We start from the raw sequence: 21,463 nt of genomic DNA, 5'->3' as shown, positions 1-21,463 counted from the left end.
TCTGAGGCTGTCAACCTAAGTTGCTTAGATGAACGAGTTGGTGGATCCCGAGGACCCCGCGGCCGGGCTGGCCGCGGTGGTGGCGCTGCGCCGGCTCGCCGACCGGCTGGAGGACAGTCAGGTCGAGCAGGCGATGCGGTCCGGCTGGAGCTGGGCCGACGTGGCCGAGGTGCTGGGAGTGACCCGGCAGGCCGTGCACAAGAAACACGCCAAGCGGCTGATCGCCGCGGGTGTCGCCCTGAGGAGGCGCTGATGTCGTCCGACGCGAAGGACGTTCGCACGATTCTGGTGCGTGCTGGGCGGGAGATGGCCCGCAACGACGGGTCCCGGACGGTCGAGGCCGAGCACGTGCTGCTCGCGCTCGCCGCGATGGCGGACAACCCGGCGGCCCGGCTGCTGGCCGAGGCCGGGCTGACCGAGGACACCATCCGGGCGGCGCTGGACCGTGAGTGGGAGCGCAGCCTGGCGGTCGCCGGGATCGCGGTCCGGGCCGAGCAGTTGCCTGAGGCAACGCCTGACCACAGTCACGACCCGGGCATCGGGGAGTCGGTGAGGTTGTTGCTCAAGCGCGCCCTGGACGCCGAGCCGAAGGTCGGCGGCACCAGGATCGGCTCGGTCCGCATCCTGGCCGGCCTCCTGGACACGGACCGTGGCCGCGTCGCCCGCGCCCTGCAGGCAGCGGGCGTCGACCGGGTCGCACTCCGCGACCGGGTCGCCGAAGCCCTCGCCCGAGGTGCCCGCTGATGAGCGTCCTGGCCGAACGCAACCTGACAACTCGCCGCCTGCTCTCGTGTGGACTCGTGGCCGGGCCGCTCTTCGTCGTCGCCTTCCTGATCCAGGGGGCGGTGAAGGGCTCGGGCTACGACTGGATGCGGCACCCGGTCAGTTCTCTCGCCCTCGGCGACCACGGCTGGGTGCAGACGGCCAACTTCCTCCTCACCGGTCTGCTCACCCTCGCGTTCGCCGTCGGGCTGTGGCGATCCGGTCTTCGCGTCGGCGCCGTACTGATCGGCGTGTGGGGAGTCGGTCTGATCGGAGCCGGACTGTTCGTCACCGACCCCGTCAGCGGATTCCCGGTCGGTACGCCGGACGCCATCGACTACACCACGGTCGGCGCGCTCCACGACGCGTTCTCGCTGCCGGCCTTCGTCGCCCTGGCGGCGGCGCAGGTCGTGCTGTCCCGCGGCCGTGGCTGGAAGTGGCTGGTCTATTCGTTGCTGAGCGCAACGGCATTCCTGGTGTGTGACGTGCTCGCCAGTTCCGGGTTCGGTCAGACCGCCGTGCTGGTGGACGTGGCCGGACTCTTCCAACGGCTCGCCGTGATCATCGGCCTGACCTGGACCGTCCTGCTCGCGCTTCGCGTGCTGCGCCGTACCTAGTGCGTCTCGAAGCCGGCCATCATTGCCATGTCCTCGTGCTCGAGGTTGTGGCAGTGGATCAGGTACTTGCCTTTGTGGCCGGTGAACCTGACCAGCACCTCGACCACCTCGGCCGGTCGCACGTCCACCGTGTCCTTCCAGCCGGCGTCGTACGCGCCGATCCGGCCGCCGCCGCGGCTCAGCACCTGGAACGGGGCGAGGTGGACGTGCACCGGGTGGTGGACATCGGTGACGAACGTCCAGATCTCGTCCTGGTCCAGCTTCACCTGCGCCTGCATCACCTGCGGGTCGAACGCCTTGCCGTTGATCGTCCAGCCCTGGTGGCCGCCGGCGTCACCGCGGCTGAACCGCCACTTCCGCCGGACGGCGTTCGCCGGTTTCGGCAGGACGGCGTACGACGACAGCCTGGCCGGGACGCTGCTGTCGTCGGCGGCCTTCCGGGCGACCTTGAACCGCAACACGTTCGCGTTGCCGTCCAGCTTGTTGACCAGCGTGACCTCGTCGCCCACCTGGTACTGCGAGAAGTCGACGATCACGTCGAACCGCTCGGCCGGCGCGATCACCAGGGTCCGGTGCTCGATCGGCGCGTCGAGCAGACCGCCGTCGCTGCCGATCTGGACGAACGTCGCCGGCCCGTGGTCGAACGCGAGCTCGTAGCGGCGCGCGTTCGCCGCGTTGAGGATCCGGAGGCGGTAGCGGACCGCGTCCACCTCGTGCACCGGCCACGGCGCACCGTTGACCAGCGTCACGTCGGCGATCACCCCCTCCATGTACGCCGACTCGACGCCGGGCCGGTCCTTCGCCTGCGGGTAGAGGAACGAGCCGTCCTCCGCGAACGCCCGGTCCGCGATCACCAACGGAATCTCCCGATCGCCCGCAGGCAAGGGCAAACGGTCCTCCTCGTCGTCGCGGATGAGGTGGAAACCGAACAGTCCGCGGTAGACCTGCGGTGCGGTGTAGTCCATCCGGTGGTCGTGATACCAGAGCGTCGCGGCCCGTTGCGTGTTCGGGTACGTGTGAAGGCGGCTGCCCGTCTTCACGTCCCCGCCGGTCATGCCGTGGTGTCCGTGATGTCCTTCATGACCGCCTGGCGGCATCAGCAGATCCAGCGGCCAGCCGTCACTCGCGGCCGGGGTGTGACCGCCGTGCAGGTGGACCGCCGTCGGTACGTCGAGTTGGTTGACCTGCTCGATCACAGTCGTCCGCCCACTCCGTACGTCGAACGTCGGTCCGGGCAGCAGGCCGTCGTACCCGAGGATCTCGGTCTTGAGACCTGGCAGGATCTCGAGGCTCGCCTTCTGTTGTACGACGCGGTAGTAGTCGACGCCCGCCTGCGTACGGACCGGCTTCTTCACCGGAGGGATCGGGAGCGGGACCTGGAACGGCTCGGGGAGCGGAGCCTTGCTGCGCAGGAGCTCTCCGGCCTGCGCGGGTGACGGGTCGAGGCCACAGTTGGTCAGCGTGAGCGCGGCACCGGTGCCGCCGGCAACGGCCAGGAAACCGCGGCGGGACAGATTCATCGGGAGAGCTCCTTTCGGCCGCGGCCCGCGACCGGACGGAACGACCAGACGGTCATCCAGACGACGGTGACGACGATCGCCGTACCGAGCGGGACGTGGACGGCGAAGTTCTGCAGGTGGCCGAACGTCAGTTGGACGAACTCGGCGACGAACAGGACGGCAGTGAGCAGCAGCGGCCAGCTCCGGCCGCCGCCCGGCATCCAGTAGAGGACCGCGACGACGAACTGGATCATCGCAAGCATCCACAGTGTCGAGCCGATCGGGCTGTGCACGTTCATCGCGTCGACCTCGCCGGACAGGAAGTACCCGGCCAGGATCGGCTGGGCGACCACCAGGGCAGCGTGCAGGAGCAGGGTGATCCGGAGGGTCCACAGGGAGGCGCGTGGTCGCCGTACCTTCGTGGTCGTGAGGTCGGTGTGTGCTGACACGGTCATGAGATCGCCTGCTGACGGTGCGTCCAGACCGCGAAGGCGACCCCGGCGCCGACCAGGGCGATGCCGAGTGGGATGTGCAGGGTCATCTGGCGGGTGAAGCCCATGGCGATCTGAAAGGTCTCACCGACCAGGAGCAGCACGCACACGAGCGGCGCGATCACCGTGCCACCGAGCCGCCACCAGATCGTTGTTATCAGCAACTGAAGCATCGCGATCAGGGCGACGGCCAGGCCGACTGGCTGGTGGATCCGCTGGGCACCGCCGGTGCCGTCCAGGTAGACGCCCGCGAGCACCGGCTGCAGGCAGATCGCGGCCGCATGGGCCGCGGCGACCAGCCGGAGGGCGACGAGAGACTTCATGTAGACAGACAATAGTAGTGAGCCTACATGTAGAGCAATCAGGTATCACCCTGAGGACGAGCCGGGAGCGTGGGTCAGGTGAGGTGGCCGAGGGGGGAGACAGTGATGCCGGCGCGTTCGCAGACCCAGTGCGGGTCCGGGCCGAGCTCGGGCTCGATCCTGAGCTCGTGGTCGTTGAGGTCGTCGCAGGCAGTGCAGCGCGGCCAGCGGACGCCGGAGTCGACCAGCCGGTCCTGGACGTCCTGCGCGACCAGGCCGGCGATGTGCTCGGCGCCGTCCGGCCACTGGTCCAGCCACCACTGCCGGCCGGCCACCGCGTCCTCGAGTACCGACACCATCACCGCATCGTCGAATCCCCGCGCGGCCAGGTCGTGCAGCACCATGGCGCGGGCGGTCAGCAACACCCCAGGCTCGTTCATCGCCCTTCAGAGTGCCACGCCGCACCGACAAACCCCACGCCGCAGGCAGCGACGTGGGGTGTGGCGGCCGGTGTCAGGGGTCAGTTGGCGGTGCAGGCCGGGGTGGGATCGATCCGCTCGGCGAGGCGGAGCTCGCGTTCGGCGGCAGTGCGCAGTACGGCGCTGATCCGGGCACGGACCGCGAGCGTGCGGCGCGGGGTCGGCTCGTCGTACGGCTGCTGCGGAGCGTTCGGAAGAGCCGACTGCGCCAGGTTGCGAGCGTTCTCGACGGCGGTGTTACCGGCGATGAAGTACGTCATGGTTCTGCTCCCTTCCTGAGAGCGTGTTCGGTCGGCCGGCGGCCGGGCGGCCGTCGGAGGTCGTGGTTGATCGCCCCGGGAGCCGTCAGCCGGCTGCCGGGTGGTGGTGCTGTGACGTTGTGGGAGGTTGTTACCTGCGGGGTGCGGGTCCGCTGCTCGCGCGGACGACGAGTTCGGTGGGCATCAGGACCTGGCGTTCGGTCGTCGCCGGGTCGAGCAGGATCCGGCCGACGGCGCGGCCCTTGTCCTTGATCGGTTGGTGGACCGTGGTCAGCCCGGCCGGCTCGGCCGCCGGGATGTCGTCGAATCCGGCCACGGTCAGATCCCGGCCGGGGATCAGGCCGCGGACCTTCATCGCCTCCATCGCGCCGAGCGCCTGGACGTCGCTCAGCCCGACGATCGCGGTCGGCCGGTCCTGGGAATCGAGCACGTACTCGGCTCCCTTCAGGCCGGAGCCGAAGGAGTTGTAGCCGCCGGAGACGATCCGCATCTGCGCGTCCGGCATCGCCTTCTCCAGACCCTGGATGCGGGCTTCGCAGTCGCTGCAGCCGACCTCGTCGAAGGACAGCTCGACCGCTCCGCCCATTGCCTCGGGCTTGTCGACCAGGACGACGATGTCGCGGTGCCCGAGCCGGGTGAGGTGCTGGCCCAGCTTGGCGGCGGCCTCCACCTCGTCGATCGCGACCCAGCTCAGGTCCGGGTGGTCGCCGCGGTCGGTCGAGACGGTCGGGATCCCGCGCGCGGTCAGTACGTCGACCGCCGGATGGTCGCCCGGTACGCAGAAGATCGCGGCCGCGTCGATCGCCGCCTGCTGCACCGCGTTGCTGCCGCCGACCAGGTCGGCCGAGCTGAGCGGCATCAGCAGCAGGCTGGTGCTGAACTCTTCGGCGACCTCGGCCAGGCCGGCCAGGAAGCCGACCGCGTACGGGTCCGAGAACGCGTACGCCAGCTTGTCGGTGAACAGCACGCCGATCGCGCCGGCCTTGCCGCTGCGCAGCGCCCGGGCGGACGCGTCGGGTCCGGCGTAGCCGAGCTCGTGGGCCGTGGCCAGGATCCGCTCGCGCAGGGCGGCGGACAGCTGGTCGGGCTTGTTGTAGGCGTTGGAGACGGTCGACGGGGACACCCCGACGGCCTGCGCCACGGTCTTCAGCGTGACTCCGGCCATCTCTCGTCTCCTCTCCTCGGGACTGCTTCTCCACAGTCTTCTGAATCGATCTTCTAGATCGTTCTAGAAAAACGATACAGAAGACCCTGGAGGAGTGCAAGGGGTATTTCTGGGCGGGACCGAAGGACAGGAGGTACTGCCGTTACGCGGCCGGCGTCCGCGGGAGCCAGGCGGGGCGCGAGGGGCGGATGGTGCACACCTCCTGTCGTTCGGTACCTCATGCGGGATGATGGCGGTATGGGGTCGTTGCTGGAGGTCATCGCGTTGCATCCGGCGGATGCGGAGGCGGCGCAGGAGGGTGGGGCGGACCGGCTGGAGCTGTGTGCGTCGATGGAGGCCGACGGGTTGTCGCCGTCGGTGTCGACGGTCAGCGCGATCCGGCGGTCGACCGACCTGCCGCTGCGGGTGATGCTGCGGCTGTCCGACTCCTTCACCACCAACGGCGCCGAGCTCAACCGCCTGACCGCGATGGCGCAGTCCTACCTGTCCGCGGGCGCGGACGGGTTCGTGTTTGGGTTCCTGACGCCGGACAACGAGGTCGACGTCGAGTCGACGGCCGCGCTCGCCAGCACGTTCGCGAGTACGCCGTGGACGTTCCACCGCGCGATCGACGCCGTACTGGAGCAGCGGCCGGCGTGGCGCGCGTTGCGGACGCTGCCGGGGCTGGACTGCGTACTGACGGCCGGGTCGGCGCTCGGGGTCGGCCACGGGCTGGACGACCTGTGCAAGCTGGCCAAGGACGAGCCGGCGGTGGCGAGCGTGATGATGGCCGGCGGCTCGTTGCAGCCGGAGCACGTGCCGTGGCTGTACCAGAGCGGCGTACGGCGTTTCCACGTCGGCTCGTCGGTGCGCCAGGACGGCTCGTGGACGAAGGCGTACGTGAACTCGCGGTTCGTCCGGGCGTGGCGCAACCTGCTCGACGCCCAGGACGACCGAGGGTCCGCCGCGTGATCCTCATCGATCCACCGGCCTGGCCGGCGTGGAACAGGGTCTGGTCCCACCTGGTCAGCGACGAGTCGTACGACGAGCTGCACGCCTTCGCCCGCGCGGCCGGCATCCCCGCCCGCGGCTTCGACCGGGACCACTACGACGTCCCCAGCGACCAGTACGACGATCTGGTCGCGGCCGGCGCGGTACCGGTGTCCAGCCGCGAGCTCGTCCGCCGCCTGATCGCCGCCGGCCTCCGCCACCGCAAGGGCACGTGACACGGCCCTCAGTTGCCTGGGGCAACTGAGGGCCGCGGTTCTCAGTCGAGCAGCTCGGTCACCGTGCCGGCGGCGACGGTGTGGCCGCCCTCGCGGACGGCGAAGCCGAGGCCGGTGTCCATGGCGATCGGCTTCGACAGCTCCACGGTCAGGTCGACGGTGTCACCCGGCAGCACGAGCTCGATGTCGCCGAGGTCGATGCCGCCGTCGACGTCCGTCGTCCGGAAGTAGAACTGCGGACGGTAGTCCGAGCCGAAGGGGCTGTGCCGGCCGCCCTCGGCGGTGGACAGCGCGTGCAGCTGCGCCCGGAACTTCCGGTGCGGTTGCACGCTGCCCGGCAACGCCACCACCTGGCCGCGACGGACCTCGTCGCGCTTCACGCCACGCAGCAGCACCGCCGCGTTGTCGCCCGCCTCCGCGGACTCCAGCGACTTCCCGAACGTCTCGAGACCGATCGCCGTACTGGTCACCGTCGGGCCGAGGCCGACGACCTCGACCGTGTCACCGAGCTTGAGCGAACCGCGCTCGACCGCGCCGGTGACCACGGTGCCGCGGCCGCTGATGGTGAGCACGTTCTCGATCGGCATCAGGAACGGCTCGCCCAGCTCGCGGTCCGGCGTCGGCACGTAGCTGTCGATCGCGTCCAGCAGCTCACCGATCGCGGCGGTCCAGCGCGGGTCACCCTCGAGCGCCCGCAGTCCGGAGACGCGCACGACCGGTACGTCGTCGCCCGGGAAGCCGTACTCCGACAGGAGCTCACGGACCTCCAGCTCGACCAGGTCGAGCAGCTCGGGGTCGTCGACGGTGTCCGCCTTGTTCAGCGCGACCACGAGGTACGGTACGCCGACCCGGCGCGCGAGCAGCACGTGCTCCCGGGTCTGCGGCATCGCGCCGTCCTGCGCGGAGACGACCAGGATCGCGGCGTCCACCTGGGCGGCGCCGGTAATCATGTTCTTGACGTAGTCGGCGTGCCCGGGCATGTCGACGTGCGCGTAGTGCCGGGTGGCGGTCTCGTACTCGACGTGCGAGATGTTGATGGTGATCCCGCGCGCGACCTCCTCCGGCGCCCGGTCGATGCCGTCGAACGCGACGAACCGGTTGGTCCCGGGGTCGCGCTCGGCGAGCACCTTGGTGATCGCGGCGGTCAGAGTGGTCTTGCCGTGGTCGACGTGACCCATCGTGCCGATGTTGAGGTGCGGCTTCGTCCGCACGAACTGGCTCTTGGCCATGCGTGTTTCCTTTGCGTGTCAGAAGATTCGTCGGAGCCAGGACCCTCCGGCAAGCCCTCCGCGGCTGTCACCCGCACGGAGGGGGCCGGTGAGCGACCACCCTCCTCCGCGGGTCCTGCTCAGCAGGAGGAGGGTCGGATTCGCGCGCCGGTGCAGAAGGCTGAATCGACTGACGCTGCCCACGTGGGAGCGCCCGTCAGGCCGGTGCCTGACAGGTCGTGCTCGAGAACCACGCGGAACATGTCCATCACAGTAGGAAGTAACGCTGCCCGGGGCAACAGAAATTCCGGGGCCTCAGTTGAGGGCGAAGAGGCGGGTGCCGTCGGAGAAGACGGGGCGGGCGGCGGCCACGGTGACGGCGGGTTTGTTGCAGGTGACCTCTTCGGACTGGGCGACCGACTCGGCGGTCGGGCCGGCCAGGATCGGGCGCGGCTGGATGCCGGTGGTGCCGATCATGACCGGTGAGCAACTGCCGTTCGGCTGCGGCATCAGCGTGACCACTCGCCCGTCTGGCAGCAGGCCGAACCCGTCCCGCGGGTACGCCGGCTGCTGCAACTTCGGCGGCACTTCCAGCAGGTGGTGCCACTGCGGTGTCCCGTCCGCCGGGCTGACCGCGGACACGTCGTACGTCTGCGCCTGTCCGGGGTCGGTCGCGTTCCGGCACGTCACGAGCACCAGGGAAGCGTGGGTGGCGGCGAGTTGCGCGTCGCAGGACGCCGAGCCGAGTCGCGGCCGCGGCGTGCCCGGCACGGGCGTGGTCCAGAGGATGCGGCCCTCACCGACGTCGACCGCCCACTGGTGGAGCGTGCCCCCGGCAGCACCGGTCCAGATGAGTCCGGAGACCTCCCGCGTGTCCGGTACGGCGACCAGGTCACCCACCCACGTGGCCGGGTCCAGCTCGGCACTCAGGTCGAACCGGTCACCCAGGTCGGCCTCCCAGCGCTGGTCGCCGTTCTTCAGGTCCAGCGCACGTACGGCGGCGCCGTTGCCGGCACACGCGTCGACGACCACGACCTGGTCGCCCACCAACTCGCCCTGCGTCACGGTGCACCGCAACTGCGTCCGCCAGTGCGTCGGACTGCTCACGCCGTGGGCGACCACGTAGTTGTCCTCCGCGACCAGCAGGTGGTTCGCGTCGACCGCGAGCGCCTTGCCGTCGGTGTGCACCTCGGTCAGCACCTTCCCGCTGACCGCATCCAGTACGGCGTACGTCGGAAGGTCGATGCCACTCGGCGCCCGCGTCCCGCCGTATGGAAGGTGGGCGGCGAGCGTGCGGCCGTCACTGGAGACCAGGAGGCCCTTGGAGCCGCTGTCGGCCGCGTCGTCGACGTCGGCGCGGGAGTAGCGCCACCGGATCTGACCGGTGTTCGCGTCGGACATGACCACGCCGTCCGGCCGCAGTTCGGCGACGCCGCCCGCCGTACCCGCGATGGCACCGGTGGCCGGCACCTCGCGACTCCAGGCGAGCGCTCCGTCGAGTTGGACCGGCCGCTGCTCCGGGCTGGTCGTAGTCGTGGTGCTGACCGTGTTGGCGGTCTCGAGCCGGGCCTGGACGAACGGCTCGCCGGCGGACACGGTGATCCAGGCCAGCAGGGTCGCGCACAGCACCGTCATCCCCAGGCTCAGCAGACGCGGTGGAGCCTGCGAGTACGCCGGGGCGAGCCGCAGACGTCTCGCGAGCGCCAGCAGAGCACCCGCCAGCACCAGCGCGACCGAAGCCAGCAGGAGGTACGGCCACCGCTCGGACATCGCCGCACCGGGCTGTGCGGCCGGCCAGCGCCACCAGCACAGGCCGACCGCGACCACTCCGATCACAGCGAAGGCCAGCGCGGGTACAGCGACCAGTCGTGGCTGGGTCCGGCGGAACCAGGCACACGCCAGTCCGGCGGACAGCGCGGTCCCGGCGATCGGGGCCCAGACCGGGAAGCCGGTGACCTGGTCCGGGTTCGCCGGCCACTTCGGAGCGGCGCCCAGGCCACGGCCGAGCAGGACGGACGCGGCCACCACGGCACCCAGGGCGGCGCCGAAGTACACGATCGGGATCAGCCCGCCGATCGGCCGGGCCGCCTTAGGGCCCCAGGACTCGACCTCCCGGGCGAGGTTGTCCCGGGCTGCCTGTTCCCACTCGTCGTGGCCGCGCGCGGTCGCGTACAGGCGCGTCTCGGCCAGGCCCTGCAGGAACGTCATCCGGCCGCGGGCGAACTCACGGTCGCCGATGTGCGCGTACTCCTGCCGGATGCCCTCGGCGTACTCGTCGTACCGCTCGGCCGGCATGCCGAGGATGCGCAGGTCGGCGTCGCAGAGCACCGCGCCGTTCGCGTCGTCCGGCTCGCAGTCGTGCTTGGCGGTCAGCCGGACCAGTCGGCCGACCTCCTCGACCCGCTCCGCGTCCACGCCGTACGCCGCGAGCTCGAGCTCGGCCAGCTGCGCCGAGACCTCCTCGTTCTCGCCGGGGTCGGCTCGCGGGTCGTAGATCGCGTCGTGGAACCATGCCGCCAGCCGGACCGTGTCGGCGTCCGCCGCCGTGCCGGCCAGCTCGTCGACGGTGGTCAGCACCTCGGTCAGGTGGCGCTGGTCGTGATAGTGGCGATGTTGCTCTGCGTAACGAGCCAGCAGGTCCTCGCCCAACGGCTGCGCGTGCGGCAGCAGGCGATTCCACTGGTCGCGCAGGTCCATGGCTGCGAGTCTTGCACCCGTCGGGAGCCTGGGCCGACCGATCCCGGGGTGACGGATAGTCTCGTGGCCAAAGCGATACCGGCTCGTCACCTGACCGGCGCGATCGGTGCGTCCGGCATCGAGTTCCACCCGTGCAACTGCGGCCCAGGTCACACCGATCGGGGCAACCGGCACTGATCTGGAGGCGGCATGCGATTCGGCCTGGTAGGCACCGGCCCGTGGGCCAGGATGACGCACGGACCCGGCCTGCGGGCCGCGCGGGACGCGGAGTTCGTCGGCGTCTGGGGCCGCGACGCCGCCCGGACCGCCGCGATCGCGGCCGACCTGGAGGTTCCGGCGTACGGCGACTACGCGGAGTTACTGGAGGCGGTCGACGCGGTCGCGTTCGCCGTACCGCCGAAGGTGCAGGCGTCGATGGCGCTCGAGGCGGCCGCGGTCGGCAAGCACCTGCTGCTGGACAAGCCGGTCGCGGACTCGCTCGAGGACGCCCGGGCGCTGGCCGACGAGGTCGCGAACGAGGGGATCGCCTCGGTGGTGTTCTTCACCCACCGGTTCGAGGTGCCGAGCCGCGAGTTCTTCGCCGAGGTGCAGGCCGGGAGCGGGTGGAAGGGCGGCTGGTCGCGGATGCTGGCCGCGCTCGACGAGCCGGGCAACCCGTTCACCGACTCGCCCTGGCGGCGGGAGCGCGGGGCGCTCTGGGACATCGGGCCGCACGCGCTGTCGAACCTGATGGTGATGCTCGGGCCGATCACGGAGCTGACGGCCGTCGGCGGTGAGGGCGACCTGGTCCACCTGGTCGTCCGGCACGAGTCCGGTGCGACCAGTACGGCGAGCCTGTCGCTGTTCGTCCCGCCGGCGGGCAGCAGCTTCGAGACCGGCGTCTGGGGTGAGGCGGGTACGGCGATCCTGCCGCAGGACGAGCTGCCGCCGCCGGAGGAGTCGTTCCAGCGGGCCGTGGAGGAGCTGGTCGCGGCCGCTGAGTCGGGCGAGTCGCATCCGGTCGACGTGGCCTTCGGGACCCGGGTGGTCGAGCTGCTCGCGGCGGCCGAGGAGCAGCTCAACGCAGCGCGATGATCGTGTCCGAGCCGGAGGTGAGCACGAGGTTGCCGATGGCCCGGGCGTCCCGGCTGCAGGAGATGCCGGTGGGCAGGCGGACCTGGCGGAAACCGGTCCGGCTGATCACGTTGGCCCAGCAGGCGTCGTCGCTGCGGCTGAGCGAGATCACCCTGCCGTCCGCGGTGACGGTGACCTTCATCCGCGGGCTGACCGGCGCGGTCGTCTGCCACGCGGTCCGGCCGGTGGTGGCGTCGATCGCGGTGACCACGGTCCGCCCGACCTCGAACTTCCTGGCCGTCGGGCAGTCGACCACGACCAGATAGCGGCCGGCGGCGTTCATCAGCGTGCGGCAGGCCCAGTCGCGCGGCACCGGCCAGCGCCACTTGAGCTCACCGGTGCGCGGCTCGATCGCCGTCAGCGCGGCCGGTACGTCGCTGTCGCCACCGGGCTCGGCCACGACGACCAGACCGGCGACGACGACCGGCCGGCGGTAGTTGTCGGTGGCGTCCTTGGACCACAGCTGCTTGCCGGACTTCAGGTCGAGGCCGACCAGCTCGTCGCGCTCCTCGCCGCAGCTGCGCCCGAGGAAGGTGACCACGGTGTCGGAGGTCGCGACCGCGCCGATCCCGGTGCACCGGCCCGGCTCGAACGTCCAGCGCTCGTCGCCGTCCGGGTCGACCCCGCGAAGCTTGTCGGACCCGCGGGCGACGCGTTCGCCGGTGAGCAGCGGGTCGGCCTGGTGCAGGACGTAGTCGCGCGTACGGCCGGGCCAGGCGGCCTTCCGCTCGCCGGTGTCGGCGTCCAGCAGCAGATAGCCGATGTCGTCGAACTCGGCGAGCACGTACTCGCCGTCGCCGGTCGCGACGAGGTTCGGCTTCTCGTCGGAGTCGGAGCGGCTGTAGCGCCAGCGCAGTACGCCGGTGGCCGCGTCGAGCATCTCGATCACGCCGGACTGCCGGGGGATGGCGATGCCGTGCTTGGTCCCGATCGCCTCCTCGGCACCGGAGCCGCGGACCGACTTGCTGACCCACGCGACGGTCCCGTCCACGGCCGACGCCGACGGCTTGCCGGCCGGGCGGCCCGAATCCTCCACTCGCTCGTTGGCGCTCAGCACGTAGTTGCGTGCCAGTGGCTGGATGATCAGCAGGAGCGCGAGTGCCACGACCGCGGGGACCACCAGCCAGGACAGTTGCTGGCCGACGTTCCTGGCGGGTAGGTAGCGGGCGGCCCGGGTCCGCAGCAGGGACGCGACCAGAGCGGCTGTACCGGCCAGCACGAAGAGCAGTAAGGCCGAGATGAGCAGTGGGACGCGGAGGCCGACGCCGACAGCAGGGTTGGTTCTGGGCAGTTGAGCCCACGCGACGAGCAGACCGGTCACTCCGGTCGCCAGTGCCGAGCCTGCGATCAGTCGCGACCGCTGGCTCGCACTGCGAGCGCACCGGAACAGTGCGGGCGCGCTGACCAGGGCGACCGCGGCCAGTACGACGGGCGGCCACCCGACCTCGTCCTCCAACGCCGGGACCTGCCAGGACGCCCCCGACGCGGCGATGGCGACGATGGCGGCGGCGATCGCGCTGAAGGTCGCCGTCGCGGTCAGCGCAGCCTGCTGCCAGCCACGCCAGGGCGCCGGCAGTTCGCTGTCGAGGAGGGCGAGCTCCGACTCCAGATTGACGCGGGCGACCGGGCTGAGGCGTTGGCGGGCGAGCTGGGTCCGGTAGAGGTGGCCGTCGAGCAGTTGGCGGACCTCGTCGTACCGGCGTTCGAGGGCGGCCCGGCGGTCGCCGGCGTCCCGTCGTACCTCGGCTGTGTGGACGGCGTACCGGCTGGGATCGGCGGCGAGGACGGCGTTGACCGCGTCCAGTAGGACGTCGCCGTTGGCGTCGCGGCGAGGTGGTGCGTAGGAGTCGGGCGGTGGTGCGGCCAGGTCACCGGTGAGCCGGATCAGGCGGGCCACCTCGGCGATGCGGATCGGCGGTACGCCGTACCGCGGCAGGAGCTCCTCGGCGAGCCGGGCGGAGGACTCGGCGTCCTCGGCCGGAGGGCCGCCGGGCTCGTGGACCGCCCGGTGGAACCAGGCGGCGAGCCGTACGGACGTCGGGTCGGTGGAGAGCTGGATGAGCGAGTCCAGCGCGGTCAGGACGGTGTCCAGGTAGTGGTCGCGGTACGCCCGGCGGTCGCGGTCGACGTACCGGGAGACCAGCTCGTCGACAAGCCGAGCCGAGCCGGGCACCAGGCCGTCCCACCGCGCCCGAAGCTCCACCACCGCAACAGTCTGCCAGCCCACCCCCACGACAACTGCTCGATCACCCCACTGCGACCTTGCGGGCGCCGCACAGTTGACCGCAGCCGGCCGCTACCGACGGGCGGTGAGGATGCCCGAGAGCAGACCCGGGTAGAGGGCGTCGAGGTCGTCGCGGCGCAGCGAGCTGATCCGGCGAGTGCCTTCGGTGTGGGTGGTGAGCACGCCGGCCTCGCGCAGGATGCGCAGGTGATGGGCGCGGGTGGAGGCGGTGACCGGGAGCTCGATCTCGCCGCAGGCGATGCCGTCGGGGGCGTCGGCCAGCGCGCGGATGATCTGCAGCCGGACCGGCTCGCCGAGGGCCTGCAAGACCGCCTCGACGCGGATGTCCTCGCGCGCGGGTTGCGGCAACGCCCTTCTGGTCATGTCCACATCATACGACGCCGGTCGAACTTCGATGATCTTCGTAGTACGATCCTGGTCGAATTAACTCGTCCTCGACCGGAAGGTCTTCATGTCCGCACGGATCTACCTGCTCGGCGCCGGCGCGTTCGCGGTCGGCACCAGCGCGTACGTCGTGTCCGGCGTCCTCCCCGACGTCAGCTCGGAACTGCATGTCTCGCTGACGGCCGCGGGCCAGCTCGCCACCGCGTTCTCGTTGTCGTACGCGATCGGTGCGCCGATCCTGTCCACGCTGACTGGCCGGTGGGAGCGTCGTACCCTCCTGATCGCCGCGCTCGTCCTGGCCGCGCTGGGCAATCTCATCGCGGCGCTGGCCACCAACTACCCCGTGCTGATCGTCGGCCGGGTGGTGGCTGCCCTCGGTGCCGCCGTCTACACGCCGGCGGCCACGTTGTTCGCCACCGGTCTGCTGCCACCGGAGGAGCGCGGCCGGGCGGTCGCGGTCGTGTTCGGCGGGCTCACCTTCGCACTCGTGCTCGGCGTACCCGCAGGCACGCTGCTCGGCCCGACGCTCGGTTACAAGGGTGTGTTCGCGCTGATCACGGTCGTCGCCGTACTGGTTGCCATCGCGGAGCGCGCGGCGCTGCCGAAGGTGGACGCGCCGCCTGTGGTCGGTCTGCGGCAGCGGTTCGCCGGAGTGGCCGACCGCCGAGTGCAGATCGTGCTGGCGATGTCGGTCATCGGAGTGCTCGCCGCGTTCAGCGTCTACATCTACATCGTGCCGCTGCTGAAGGAGACCGTGCAGCTCGGCGGAAGCGCGGTCAGCATCCTGCTGCTCGTGTACGGCGTCGGCGCGGTCGTCGGCAACCTGCTCGGCGGCCGGGCGACCGACCGCTTCGGCAGTCTCCGCACCCTGTACGGCGTGACGCTCGGCAGCATCGTGATGGTCGCGACGCTGGACCTCTCGGCGACGACCGTGGTCGGCGCCGGTCTCGCGCTGTTCCTGTGGGGCATGTTCACCTGGGCCTTCAACCCGCCGATCCAGAATCTGCTGCTCGAGCTGGGCGGCGGCCTGCTGATCTCGCTGAACGCCTCCGCGATCTATCTAGGCGCCGGACTGTCCGCGGTGGTCGGCGGTCTGGTCATCCAGCTGGCCGGAGTCACCGTGCTGCCGCTGGTCGCGGCCGTGCTCGACGTCGCCGTACTCGGACTGCTCGTCACCTTGCGCCGCGACCCGGCCCTGCAACGGCTCGAGCACCTCGACGATGACCAGGTCCTGGAGCCGGTCGCCGACTCGATCTGACAGTCCGTTTACTGACTCGGACCCTGGTTGAGGCAGGCTACGGCCATGCGTTTTCTGGCCGCGCTGCTGCTGCTCACGTCGACGGTGACCGGCTCCAGCATTCCCAACTCGATCGTCGAGGGCTGGAAGACGTCACCGGTGTACGTCGACCCGACGCAGCGGGCCCTGGTTCCGGACGAGGAGGCCGCGAAGCTGGCCGAGCGGGTGCGGGACCACCGCCCGGACATCCGGATCGCCGTGGTCCCGACCGAGGCGCTCGACGACGGGCGTCGGGACAAGCAGATGTCCGCGGAGGCGTTCGTGGAGACGGTCGCCTACAAGCACGGCTCCGAGGGCATCTACCTGGTCGTCTTCGGCGACCGGATGACGTGGGGGAGCGCGGTCGGCGTCAACGACTCGATCGGCCCGATCCTGAGCGACCAGCGGGCCAAGCACGCCCGCTCCGACGCGGTCGGCCTGCTGAACGGGGTGCTCGACGAGCTGAACGTGCCTGAGGCGCCGAGCGGGTTCCCGGGCTGGCTGCTGGCCTTCCTGATCGTGGTGGCCGTGCTGCTGGTGGGCGGGGTGGCGTTCTGGTGGTGGCAGTCACGCCGTCAACTGGACGGGCGCGCTGCGCCGGACGAGTCCGAGCCGGAGCAGCTGGGCACCCTTGAGGAGCAGCGAGCGGCTGTGCAGGAGGACGTCACCCGGTTCGGCGCGGAGTTGGACGCCGCGAACCTGCCGCCGGAGCGCCTGGGAGAGACGAGCGACGCGGACGCGGACGTGCAAGCGGCCAAGGCGGCGTACGCCACTGCCGGCCGAGTGCTCGAGGGCGAACCCGACCAGGAGCAGTTGCAGGGCGTCCGGGCCACGGTCGGGTACGGACGCTGGCGGCTGGCCTGTGCGCAGGCGCGGCTCGCGGGTCAGCCCGTCCCGGCATGGCGTGGGCTCGGTGCCCCGGCCAAGCCGCGGCGCTCGTCAGACAGCGCCTAGAACCTCCGGCAGGTCCTCGCTGTGCAGGACCGCCAGCGAGGTGACCGCACGGGTCAGGCAGACGTACAGCCGGCGCAGGCCGGTGCGCTCGTCGGCCTCGCCGGCGACGATGCCGGCCGGCTCGACCAGGACCACGTGGTCGAACTCGAGGCCCTTGGCCAGTGACGCCGGTACGACGTCCAGGTGAGCGTCCACGTCGTCCTCGTCGCCCAGCACCGAGAACGCGATGCCCTTGTCCTGCAGGGCCTTCCGGGTCGCGGCCACGAGGGCGTCCGGGACGATCAGCCCGATCGAACCGGGTCGTGCCGACACCTCCTCGACCGTCGACACGGCTGCCGTCAGGCTGTCCGGTACGCGGGAGATGGTGAGCTCACCGCGCGCCCGTCGTACTGCGGTCGGCGGTGTGAGGTGCGGTGCGATCGACGGGAGGAGTCGGGCGGCGTACTCGATCACCTGACCGGGCACGCGGAAGCCCGCGGTCAGCTCCTCGGTGTGGGCGCCGGTCTTGCCCAGGTGCTTGAGCGCCTCGTCCCACGACGGGGTGGCCCACGGTGTGGTGCCCTGCGCGATGTCACCGAGGACGGTCATCGAGCCGGTCGAGCACCGGCGCCCGACCGCCCGCAGCTGCATGGCCGACAGGTCCTGCGCCTCGTCCAGGACGACGTGCCCAAGGGACGGCGTACGGTCGACCAGGTCGGCGACCTCGTCGATCAGCGTGGCATCCGCGACCGACCACTTCGCGGCGCCGGCCGACCGCGGCGGCTTGTCCCAGAGCAGCAGTGCCTGCTCCTCGGCCGTCAGGATGCCGTCGGCGTGCTCGGCCAGCAGCTCCGGGTCGGTGAACAGCCGGAAGACCAGCTTCGCCGGGTCCACGGCGGGCCAGAGCGCCTCGGCGTACTGCTTGACCGGGCGGCTCCGTGCGACCGCGTCCTGCACCCGGTCGTCAGGTGAGTCACCGGCCGCCTCCATCCGTAGCAGGACTGCGTGCGCCAGCCGTTGCGGCAGCATCGACCGGCCGGCGCCGTACCGGACGCCACGGGTGCGCAGCTCGTTGACCAGCTCCTCGGCCTGGTACGCCGGGACCCGCCAGCGGTGCGCCCCGCGCGGGACCACGAGCGCCTCCTTCGGCAGCTGCACCTGTGACCACACGGCCCGGTGCAGCACCTCGGCCATCCGGGCGTCGCCCTTGAGTACGTCGACCGCGGCGGCCCCCGGCCCGGCGACGCGGACCCGCGCGACCAGCTCCTCCACCGTCGTCTGCTTCGCCTCGATCTCGCCCAGTGCGGGCAGCACGTCACCGATGTACCGGAGGAAGCTCGCGTTCGGCCCGACCACGAGCACCCCGGCCCGGCTGAGCTGATCGCGGTAGGCGTAGAGCAGGTACGCCGCCCGGTGCAGACCGACCGCGGTCTTCCCGGTCCCAGGCGCGCCCTGCACGCAGATGGTGTCCTCGACGCCGGCCCGGACGATCACGTCCTGCTCCGGCTGGATGGTCGCCACGATGTCGCGCATCGGGCCGGAGCGCGGCCGCTCGATCTCGGCGTCCAGGATGTCGCTGTGCGCGTCGGCCGGCGCCGCGGAGGTGAGGTCCTCGTCCTCGAACGCGGTCATCTCGCCGTGGGTGAAGCCGAACCGTCGGCGGACGCCGACCCCCATCGGCTCGGTCCGGCTGGCCCGGTAGAACGGCACCGAGATGTCCGCGCGCCAGTCGACCACGAGCGGCTCGCCGAGCTCGTCGTTCACGTGCCGGCGGCCGATGTGGAACGTCTCGGTGGTCGGCTCGAGGTAGTCAAGCCGGCCGAAGAACAGCGGGACGTCGGGGTCGTCCTCGAGCTCCTTCATCCGCCGCCAGATCGCGGCCTTGAGGAACTCCCGGTTCACCCGGTCGGCGCTGTGGATCTCCAGCGCGCCGGTCTTCTCCCGCATCACCGCGAGCGCCGCCCGCGACGTCTTCAGGTAGTCCTTCTCGGCCTGGAGGATGTCGGACGTATCAGGGGGCACAGCAAACCTCCGGCAAAGGGTGGGGAAGCCCAGCCACGTTACTTGAGCACCCGCCGGGGGGAAACCGAATTACGCCCGCGCAGGTCCTGGTGCAGGCCGGGGCGGAGCAGGAGCGGGAGGCTGACCGCGATCAGCAGCAGGGCGACGATCCCGTCCAGCCAGTAGTGGTTGGCGGTCACCACGACGACCGCGCAGGTGATGACGGGGTGCAGCAGCCAGAGCCAGCGCCACCGCGACCGGGCGATCAGGATCATCGCCAGGGCGATCAGCGCGGCCCAGCCGACGTGCAGACTCGGCATCGCGGCGAACTGGTTCGCGACTCCGCCGGAGCGTTCCGCGCCGTACACCGACTGGCCGAAGTGCAGGCCGGTGTCCACGAAGCCGGGCATCATCCGCGGCGGCGCGAGCGGGAAGACGATGTGCCCGATCAGCGCCAGCCCGGTGACCGCGACGATCGTCCAGCGCACGTGCGGGTAGGCCTTCGGCCGCCAGATGCTCAACCAGAGCAGGACTGCCGCGGTCAGCGGTGCGTGGACGCCGGCGTAGTACAGGTTCGCGCCCTCGACGAGTTGCGGGACCTTCAGGGCCGCCTGCTGGATCGAGGCCTCGTCGGGCAGGTGCAGCCAGCCCTGGAAGGTGAGGAGCTCGCGGGCGTGGTCGAACGCGGAGCCGGTGTGCTTCGCGGCGAACTGCCGGCCCGCGCTGTAGACCAGGAACAGCGTGGCCAGCAGGACCGCCTCCCGCACCACCCGCCAGACGACCGGCGCGGGCCTCCCGTCCCGCCCCTCGCCGTCCCCACCGATTCCCACCCGTTCCAGCGCCTGCGTCCCCATAGTTTTCGACGGTACCCGGCGTTCGCTCAGGATTTGCCCAGGCGCAACCCTGGCGTTGCCCTGGGCAACCCCTGGGTAGGCTCCGGGCCACCGTTCGTGACCCGGCCGTCACGCGGCCGCGACGAGATCGTGCAGGACGGCTACCCCTTGACCGCGCCGGTGAGCACGCCCTTCGCGAAGTGCCGCTGCAGGAACGGGTAGATCAGCAGGATCGGCACGATCGAGACCACCAGGATCGCCATCTGGATCGACGCCTGCGGCGGGAGCAGCTCGGTGCCGAGCTCGGCGCTGCCCAGCTGGGTGTCGTTGATCACGTACGTGCGCAGGACCAGTTGCAGCGGCCACAGCTTGCTGTCGTTCAGGTACAGCAAGGCGTTGAAGAACGCGTTCCAGTAGGCCACCGCGTAGAACAGCCCGATCACCGAAAGCACCGCCTTCGACAGCGGCAGCACGATCTGGGTGAAGGTCCGCAGCTCGCTCGCGCCGTCGATCCGCGCGCTCTCGGTGAGCTCGTTCGGCAGGTTCATGAAGAACGCCCGCAGCACGATCACGTTGAACGCGCTGACCATCGTCGGCACGATCAGCGCCCAGATGCTGTCCAGCAGCCCGACCCCCTTGACCACCAGGTACGTCGGGATGATGCCGGGGGAGAACAGCATGCTGAACAGGATCACCAGCAGGATCGGTCGCCCCGCGGTGAACGACGGCCGGGACAGCGCGTACGCGAGCAGACACGACACCGTCAGGCTGAGCGCCGTACCGACGACCGTGACGAACACGCTGACGAACAGGGCCTGGGTGACCACGCCGCCGGCGAACAGCGACTCGTACGCCGCGAAGCTGATCGACTCGGGCAGGAGCACCAGCCCACCGGACTCGTTGATCTGCTTGTTCGGCGCGACGCTGGTCGAGATCACCCCGACGAACGGGATGATCACCGCCGCGCAGAACACCAGCAGGACCAGGCCCTTGAAGGCCCTTATCGGCCAGGACGGCATCGGTACGCCGTTGACGATTGTGCGTGTCATCGCTGGTACACCCCTTGCTCGCCGAAGATGTGCGCCACCTTGTTCGCGGCCAGCACCAGCGCGACGCCGACGAGACCCTTCACCAGGCCGACCGCGGCGGCCACGCCCCAGGCCCCACCGATCACGCCGTTGTTGTAGACGTAGGTGTCGAGGACCTCACTGACGTCCCGGCCGACCGCCTGCTGCTGCAGGATGATCTGCTCGAAGCCGACGGTCAGCGAGTCGCCCAGTCGCAGGATGAACAGCAGGATGATGATCCCGCGCAGCCCCGGCAGCGTGACGTGCCACAGCTGCCGCATCCGGCTCGCGCCGTCCACGCTGGACGCCTCGTAGAGCTGGGAGTCGATCTGGGACAGCGCGGCCAGGAACAGGATGGTCGCCCAGCCGGTGTCCTTCCAGATGATCTGCGACGTCAGCAGCACGTGGAACAGCTCGGAGTTCCCGATGATGTTGATCGTGCCCAGGTCGTGCGACCGCAGGTAGTTGTTCAGCAGGCCGCTGCCGCCCAGCATCTGCTGGAAGAGCGCGACCACGATCACCCACGACATGAAGTGCGGCAGGTAGAGGATGCTCTGCGCGATCCGTTTGATCCGCTCGGAGAACAGCGAGTTCAGCAGCAGGGCGAGCAGGATCGGTGCCGGGAACACGAAGATCGACTGCAGCGTGGTGAGGATCAGCGTGTTCTGCAACGCCCGCAGGAACGCCGGGTCGCCGTTGAAGATCACCCCGAAGTTCGTCCAGCCGGACCAGTCGCTGCCGTTGATGCCGAGGAACGGCTGGTAGTCCTTGAACGCGATCACGTTCCCCAGCAGCGGCAGGTAGTGGAACGCGAGGATCAGCGCGGTCCCGGGCAGCGCGAACAGCAGCAGCACCTTGTCCCGGAGCAGCCGCTGCCCCAGGCTCAACTGCTGCTGCCCTCGCGTCTTGGATCGCTGGAGCATCGA

General features: G+C 70.5%; 22 protein-coding genes. 8 read left to right on the top strand and 14 right to left on the bottom strand.

Annotation, left to right across the window (positions count from 1 at the left end):
* Positions 1–28 precede the first annotated feature (28 nt).
* From ACQPYZ_RS30440 to ACQPYZ_RS30430, 3 genes are read left to right on the top strand one after another with little or no spacing between them, the layout of a single operon-like run.
* Positions 29–253 (top strand): hypothetical protein, encoded by a 225-nt coding sequence (locus tag ACQPYZ_RS30440; protein ID WP_433162139.1) that lies wholly within the window; start codon positions 29–31, stop codon positions 251–253.
* Positions 253–744, top strand: coding sequence for a Clp protease N-terminal domain-containing protein (locus ACQPYZ_RS30435; protein WP_433162138.1), 492 nt, complete (start codon positions 253–255; stop codon positions 742–744). The genes ACQPYZ_RS30440 and ACQPYZ_RS30435 overlap by 1 nt, the downstream gene beginning before the upstream one ends.
* On the top strand, positions 744–1,379 hold the full coding sequence (locus ACQPYZ_RS30430; protein ID WP_433162135.1) for a DUF998 domain-containing protein: 636 nt from the start codon (positions 744–746) through the stop codon (positions 1,377–1,379). The genes ACQPYZ_RS30435 and ACQPYZ_RS30430 overlap by 1 nt, the downstream gene beginning before the upstream one ends.
* Here the strand turns inward: ACQPYZ_RS30430 and ACQPYZ_RS30425 are convergent.
* From ACQPYZ_RS30425 to ACQPYZ_RS30400, 6 genes are all read right to left on the bottom strand, one after another.
* Positions 1,376–2,899 carry a multicopper oxidase family protein gene (locus tag ACQPYZ_RS30425; RefSeq protein WP_433162134.1) on the bottom strand — a complete coding sequence of 508 codons (1,524 nt, stop codon included), beginning with the start codon at positions 2,897–2,899 and terminating at the stop codon, positions 1,376–1,378. The genes ACQPYZ_RS30430 and ACQPYZ_RS30425 overlap by 4 nt on opposite strands.
* Positions 2,896–3,333, bottom strand: coding sequence for a hypothetical protein (locus ACQPYZ_RS30420; RefSeq protein WP_433162132.1), 438 nt, complete (start codon positions 3,331–3,333; stop codon positions 2,896–2,898). The genes ACQPYZ_RS30425 and ACQPYZ_RS30420 overlap by 4 nt, the downstream gene beginning before the upstream one ends.
* The gene (locus ACQPYZ_RS30415; RefSeq protein ID WP_433162130.1) at positions 3,330–3,692 is read right to left on the bottom strand and encodes a hypothetical protein; all 363 of its coding nucleotides are present in this window, start codon (positions 3,690–3,692) and stop codon (positions 3,330–3,332) included. Before ACQPYZ_RS30415 ends, ACQPYZ_RS30420 begins: the two co-directional genes overlap by 4 nt.
* 74 nt (positions 3,693–3,766) lie before the next feature.
* Positions 3,767–4,111, bottom strand: a complete 345-nt coding sequence (locus tag ACQPYZ_RS30410; RefSeq protein ID WP_132324830.1) for a hypothetical protein — start codon at positions 4,109–4,111, stop codon at positions 3,767–3,769.
* Positions 4,112–4,191: 80 nt separating this feature from the next.
* Positions 4,192–4,410 carry a hypothetical protein gene (locus ACQPYZ_RS30405; protein ID WP_433162128.1) on the bottom strand — a complete coding sequence of 73 codons (219 nt, stop codon included), beginning with the start codon at positions 4,408–4,410 and terminating at the stop codon, positions 4,192–4,194.
* A gap of 130 nt (positions 4,411–4,540) precedes the next feature.
* A complete protein-coding gene (locus ACQPYZ_RS30400; RefSeq protein ID WP_433162127.1) occupies positions 4,541–5,575 on the bottom strand; it encodes a LacI family DNA-binding transcriptional regulator in 1,035 nt (344 codons plus the stop codon).
* A 237-nt stretch (positions 5,576–5,812) separates the two neighbouring features.
* On the opposite strand from ACQPYZ_RS30400, the gene ACQPYZ_RS30395 reads away from it, so the two are divergent.
* A complete protein-coding gene (locus tag ACQPYZ_RS30395) occupies positions 5,813–6,526 on the top strand; it encodes a copper homeostasis protein CutC (protein ID WP_433162126.1) in 714 nt (237 codons plus the stop codon).
* Positions 6,523–6,780 carry a DUF4031 domain-containing protein gene (locus ACQPYZ_RS30390; protein ID WP_433162124.1) on the top strand — a complete coding sequence of 86 codons (258 nt, stop codon included), beginning with the start codon at positions 6,523–6,525 and terminating at the stop codon, positions 6,778–6,780. The genes ACQPYZ_RS30395 and ACQPYZ_RS30390 overlap by 4 nt, the downstream gene beginning before the upstream one ends.
* A 41-nt stretch (positions 6,781–6,821) precedes the next feature.
* Here ACQPYZ_RS30390 and tuf read toward each other — a convergent pair whose 3' ends face one another.
* Together tuf and ACQPYZ_RS30380 are read right to left on the bottom strand one after the other, a co-directional pair.
* The gene (tuf, locus tag ACQPYZ_RS30385; protein ID WP_433162122.1) at positions 6,822–8,009 is read right to left on the bottom strand and encodes an elongation factor Tu; all 1,188 of its coding nucleotides are present in this window, start codon (positions 8,007–8,009) and stop codon (positions 6,822–6,824) included.
* A gap of 294 nt (positions 8,010–8,303) precedes the next feature.
* Positions 8,304–10,685: a hypothetical protein gene (locus tag ACQPYZ_RS30380; protein ID WP_433162120.1), complete on the bottom strand. Its 2,382-nt coding sequence runs from the start codon at positions 10,683–10,685 to the stop codon at positions 8,304–8,306.
* Positions 10,686–10,874: 189 nt separating this feature from the next.
* Here ACQPYZ_RS30380 and ACQPYZ_RS30375 point away from each other — a divergent pair, with 189 nt between their 5' ends.
* Positions 10,875–11,759 (top strand): Gfo/Idh/MocA family protein, encoded by an 885-nt coding sequence (locus ACQPYZ_RS30375; protein ID WP_433162119.1) that lies wholly within the window; start codon positions 10,875–10,877, stop codon positions 11,757–11,759.
* On the opposite strand, the gene ACQPYZ_RS30370 is transcribed toward ACQPYZ_RS30375, so the two are convergent.
* Both ACQPYZ_RS30370 and ACQPYZ_RS30365 read right to left on the bottom strand, forming a co-directional pair.
* The gene (locus ACQPYZ_RS30370; protein ID WP_433162117.1) at positions 11,743–14,004 is read right to left on the bottom strand and encodes a PQQ-binding-like beta-propeller repeat protein; all 2,262 of its coding nucleotides are present in this window, start codon (positions 14,002–14,004) and stop codon (positions 11,743–11,745) included. The genes ACQPYZ_RS30375 and ACQPYZ_RS30370 overlap by 17 nt on opposite strands.
* Before the next feature lie 90 nt (positions 14,005–14,094).
* Complete coding sequence (locus ACQPYZ_RS30365) at positions 14,095–14,406, bottom strand: ArsR/SmtB family transcription factor (protein ID WP_433162116.1); 312 nt, start codon at positions 14,404–14,406, stop codon at positions 14,095–14,097.
* An 88-nt stretch (positions 14,407–14,494) separates the two neighbouring features.
* Between ACQPYZ_RS30365 and ACQPYZ_RS30360 the strand changes: the two genes are divergently transcribed.
* Together ACQPYZ_RS30360 and ACQPYZ_RS30355 are read left to right on the top strand one after the other, a co-directional pair.
* The gene (locus tag ACQPYZ_RS30360; RefSeq protein ID WP_433162115.1) at positions 14,495–15,685 is read left to right on the top strand and encodes an MFS transporter; all 1,191 of its coding nucleotides are present in this window, start codon (positions 14,495–14,497) and stop codon (positions 15,683–15,685) included.
* A 45-nt stretch (positions 15,686–15,730) separates the two neighbouring features.
* Positions 15,731–16,657: a hypothetical protein gene (locus tag ACQPYZ_RS30355; RefSeq protein WP_433162114.1), complete on the top strand. Its 927-nt coding sequence runs from the start codon at positions 15,731–15,733 to the stop codon at positions 16,655–16,657.
* Here the strand turns inward: ACQPYZ_RS30355 and ACQPYZ_RS30350 are convergent.
* The 4 genes from ACQPYZ_RS30350 to ACQPYZ_RS30335 form a co-directional block, all read right to left on the bottom strand.
* Positions 16,643–18,658 (bottom strand): HelD family protein, encoded by a 2,016-nt coding sequence (locus ACQPYZ_RS30350; RefSeq protein ID WP_433162112.1) that lies wholly within the window; start codon positions 18,656–18,658, stop codon positions 16,643–16,645. The genes ACQPYZ_RS30355 and ACQPYZ_RS30350 overlap by 15 nt on opposite strands.
* Positions 18,659–18,696: 38 nt before the next feature.
* Positions 18,697–19,491: a phosphatase PAP2 family protein gene (locus tag ACQPYZ_RS30345; protein WP_433162111.1), complete on the bottom strand. Its 795-nt coding sequence runs from the start codon at positions 19,489–19,491 to the stop codon at positions 18,697–18,699.
* Between the two features lie 140 nt (positions 19,492–19,631).
* A complete protein-coding gene (locus ACQPYZ_RS30340; RefSeq protein ID WP_433162110.1) occupies positions 19,632–20,519 on the bottom strand; it encodes a carbohydrate ABC transporter permease in 888 nt (295 codons plus the stop codon).
* On the bottom strand, positions 20,516–21,460 hold the full coding sequence (locus ACQPYZ_RS30335) for an ABC transporter permease (protein WP_433162108.1): 945 nt from the start codon (positions 21,458–21,460) through the stop codon (positions 20,516–20,518). Before ACQPYZ_RS30335 ends, ACQPYZ_RS30340 begins: the two co-directional genes overlap by 4 nt.
* Between the last annotated feature and the right edge of the window lie 3 nt (positions 21,461–21,463).

Source organism: Kribbella sp. CA-247076, assembly GCF_050942445.1.
In the GTDB taxonomy this organism is placed as follows: Bacteria; Actinomycetota; Actinomycetes; order Propionibacteriales; family Kribbellaceae; genus Kribbella.
Note: the sequence above shows the minus strand (reverse complement) of the source record. Positions and strands in the feature narration are given on the sequence as shown.

Coding starts and splice junctions, on each gene's coding strand:
- ACQPYZ_RS30365 (WP_433162116.1), bottom strand. CDS start 14,406: ATGACCAGAAGGGCGTTGCCGCAACCCGCGCGCGAGGACATCCGCGTC.
- tuf (WP_433162122.1), bottom strand. CDS start 8,009: ATGGCCAAGAGCCAGTTCGTGCGGACGAAGCCGCACCTCAACATCGGC.
- ACQPYZ_RS30395 (WP_433162126.1), top strand. CDS start 5,813: ATGGGGTCGTTGCTGGAGGTCATCGCGTTGCATCCGGCGGATGCGGAG.
- ACQPYZ_RS30375 (WP_433162119.1), top strand. CDS start 10,875: ATGCGATTCGGCCTGGTAGGCACCGGCCCGTGGGCCAGGATGACGCAC.
- ACQPYZ_RS30415 (WP_433162130.1), bottom strand. CDS start 3,692: ATGAAGTCTCTCGTCGCCCTCCGGCTGGTCGCCGCGGCCCATGCGGCC.
- ACQPYZ_RS30400 (WP_433162127.1), bottom strand. CDS start 5,575: ATGGCCGGAGTCACGCTGAAGACCGTGGCGCAGGCCGTCGGGGTGTCC.
- ACQPYZ_RS30420 (WP_433162132.1), bottom strand. CDS start 3,333: ATGACCGTGTCAGCACACACCGACCTCACGACCACGAAGGTACGGCGA.
- ACQPYZ_RS30355 (WP_433162114.1), top strand. CDS start 15,731: ATGCGTTTTCTGGCCGCGCTGCTGCTGCTCACGTCGACGGTGACCGGC.
- ACQPYZ_RS30340 (WP_433162110.1), bottom strand. CDS start 20,519: ATGACACGCACAATCGTCAACGGCGTACCGATGCCGTCCTGGCCGATA.
- ACQPYZ_RS30405 (WP_433162128.1), bottom strand. CDS start 4,410: ATGACGTACTTCATCGCCGGTAACACCGCCGTCGAGAACGCTCGCAAC.
- ACQPYZ_RS30440 (WP_433162139.1), top strand. CDS start 29: ATGAACGAGTTGGTGGATCCCGAGGACCCCGCGGCCGGGCTGGCCGCG.
- ACQPYZ_RS30380 (WP_433162120.1), bottom strand. CDS start 10,685: ATGGACCTGCGCGACCAGTGGAATCGCCTGCTGCCGCACGCGCAGCCG.
- ACQPYZ_RS30335 (WP_433162108.1), bottom strand. CDS start 21,460: ATGCTCCAGCGATCCAAGACGCGAGGGCAGCAGCAGTTGAGCCTGGGG.
- ACQPYZ_RS30360 (WP_433162115.1), top strand. CDS start 14,495: ATGTCCGCACGGATCTACCTGCTCGGCGCCGGCGCGTTCGCGGTCGGC.
- ACQPYZ_RS30435 (WP_433162138.1), top strand. CDS start 253: ATGTCGTCCGACGCGAAGGACGTTCGCACGATTCTGGTGCGTGCTGGG.
- ACQPYZ_RS30430 (WP_433162135.1), top strand. CDS start 744: ATGAGCGTCCTGGCCGAACGCAACCTGACAACTCGCCGCCTGCTCTCG.
- ACQPYZ_RS30425 (WP_433162134.1), bottom strand. CDS start 2,899: ATGAATCTGTCCCGCCGCGGTTTCCTGGCCGTTGCCGGCGGCACCGGT.
- ACQPYZ_RS30410 (WP_132324830.1), bottom strand. CDS start 4,111: ATGAACGAGCCTGGGGTGTTGCTGACCGCCCGCGCCATGGTGCTGCAC.
- ACQPYZ_RS30345 (WP_433162111.1), bottom strand. CDS start 19,491: ATGGGGACGCAGGCGCTGGAACGGGTGGGAATCGGTGGGGACGGCGAG.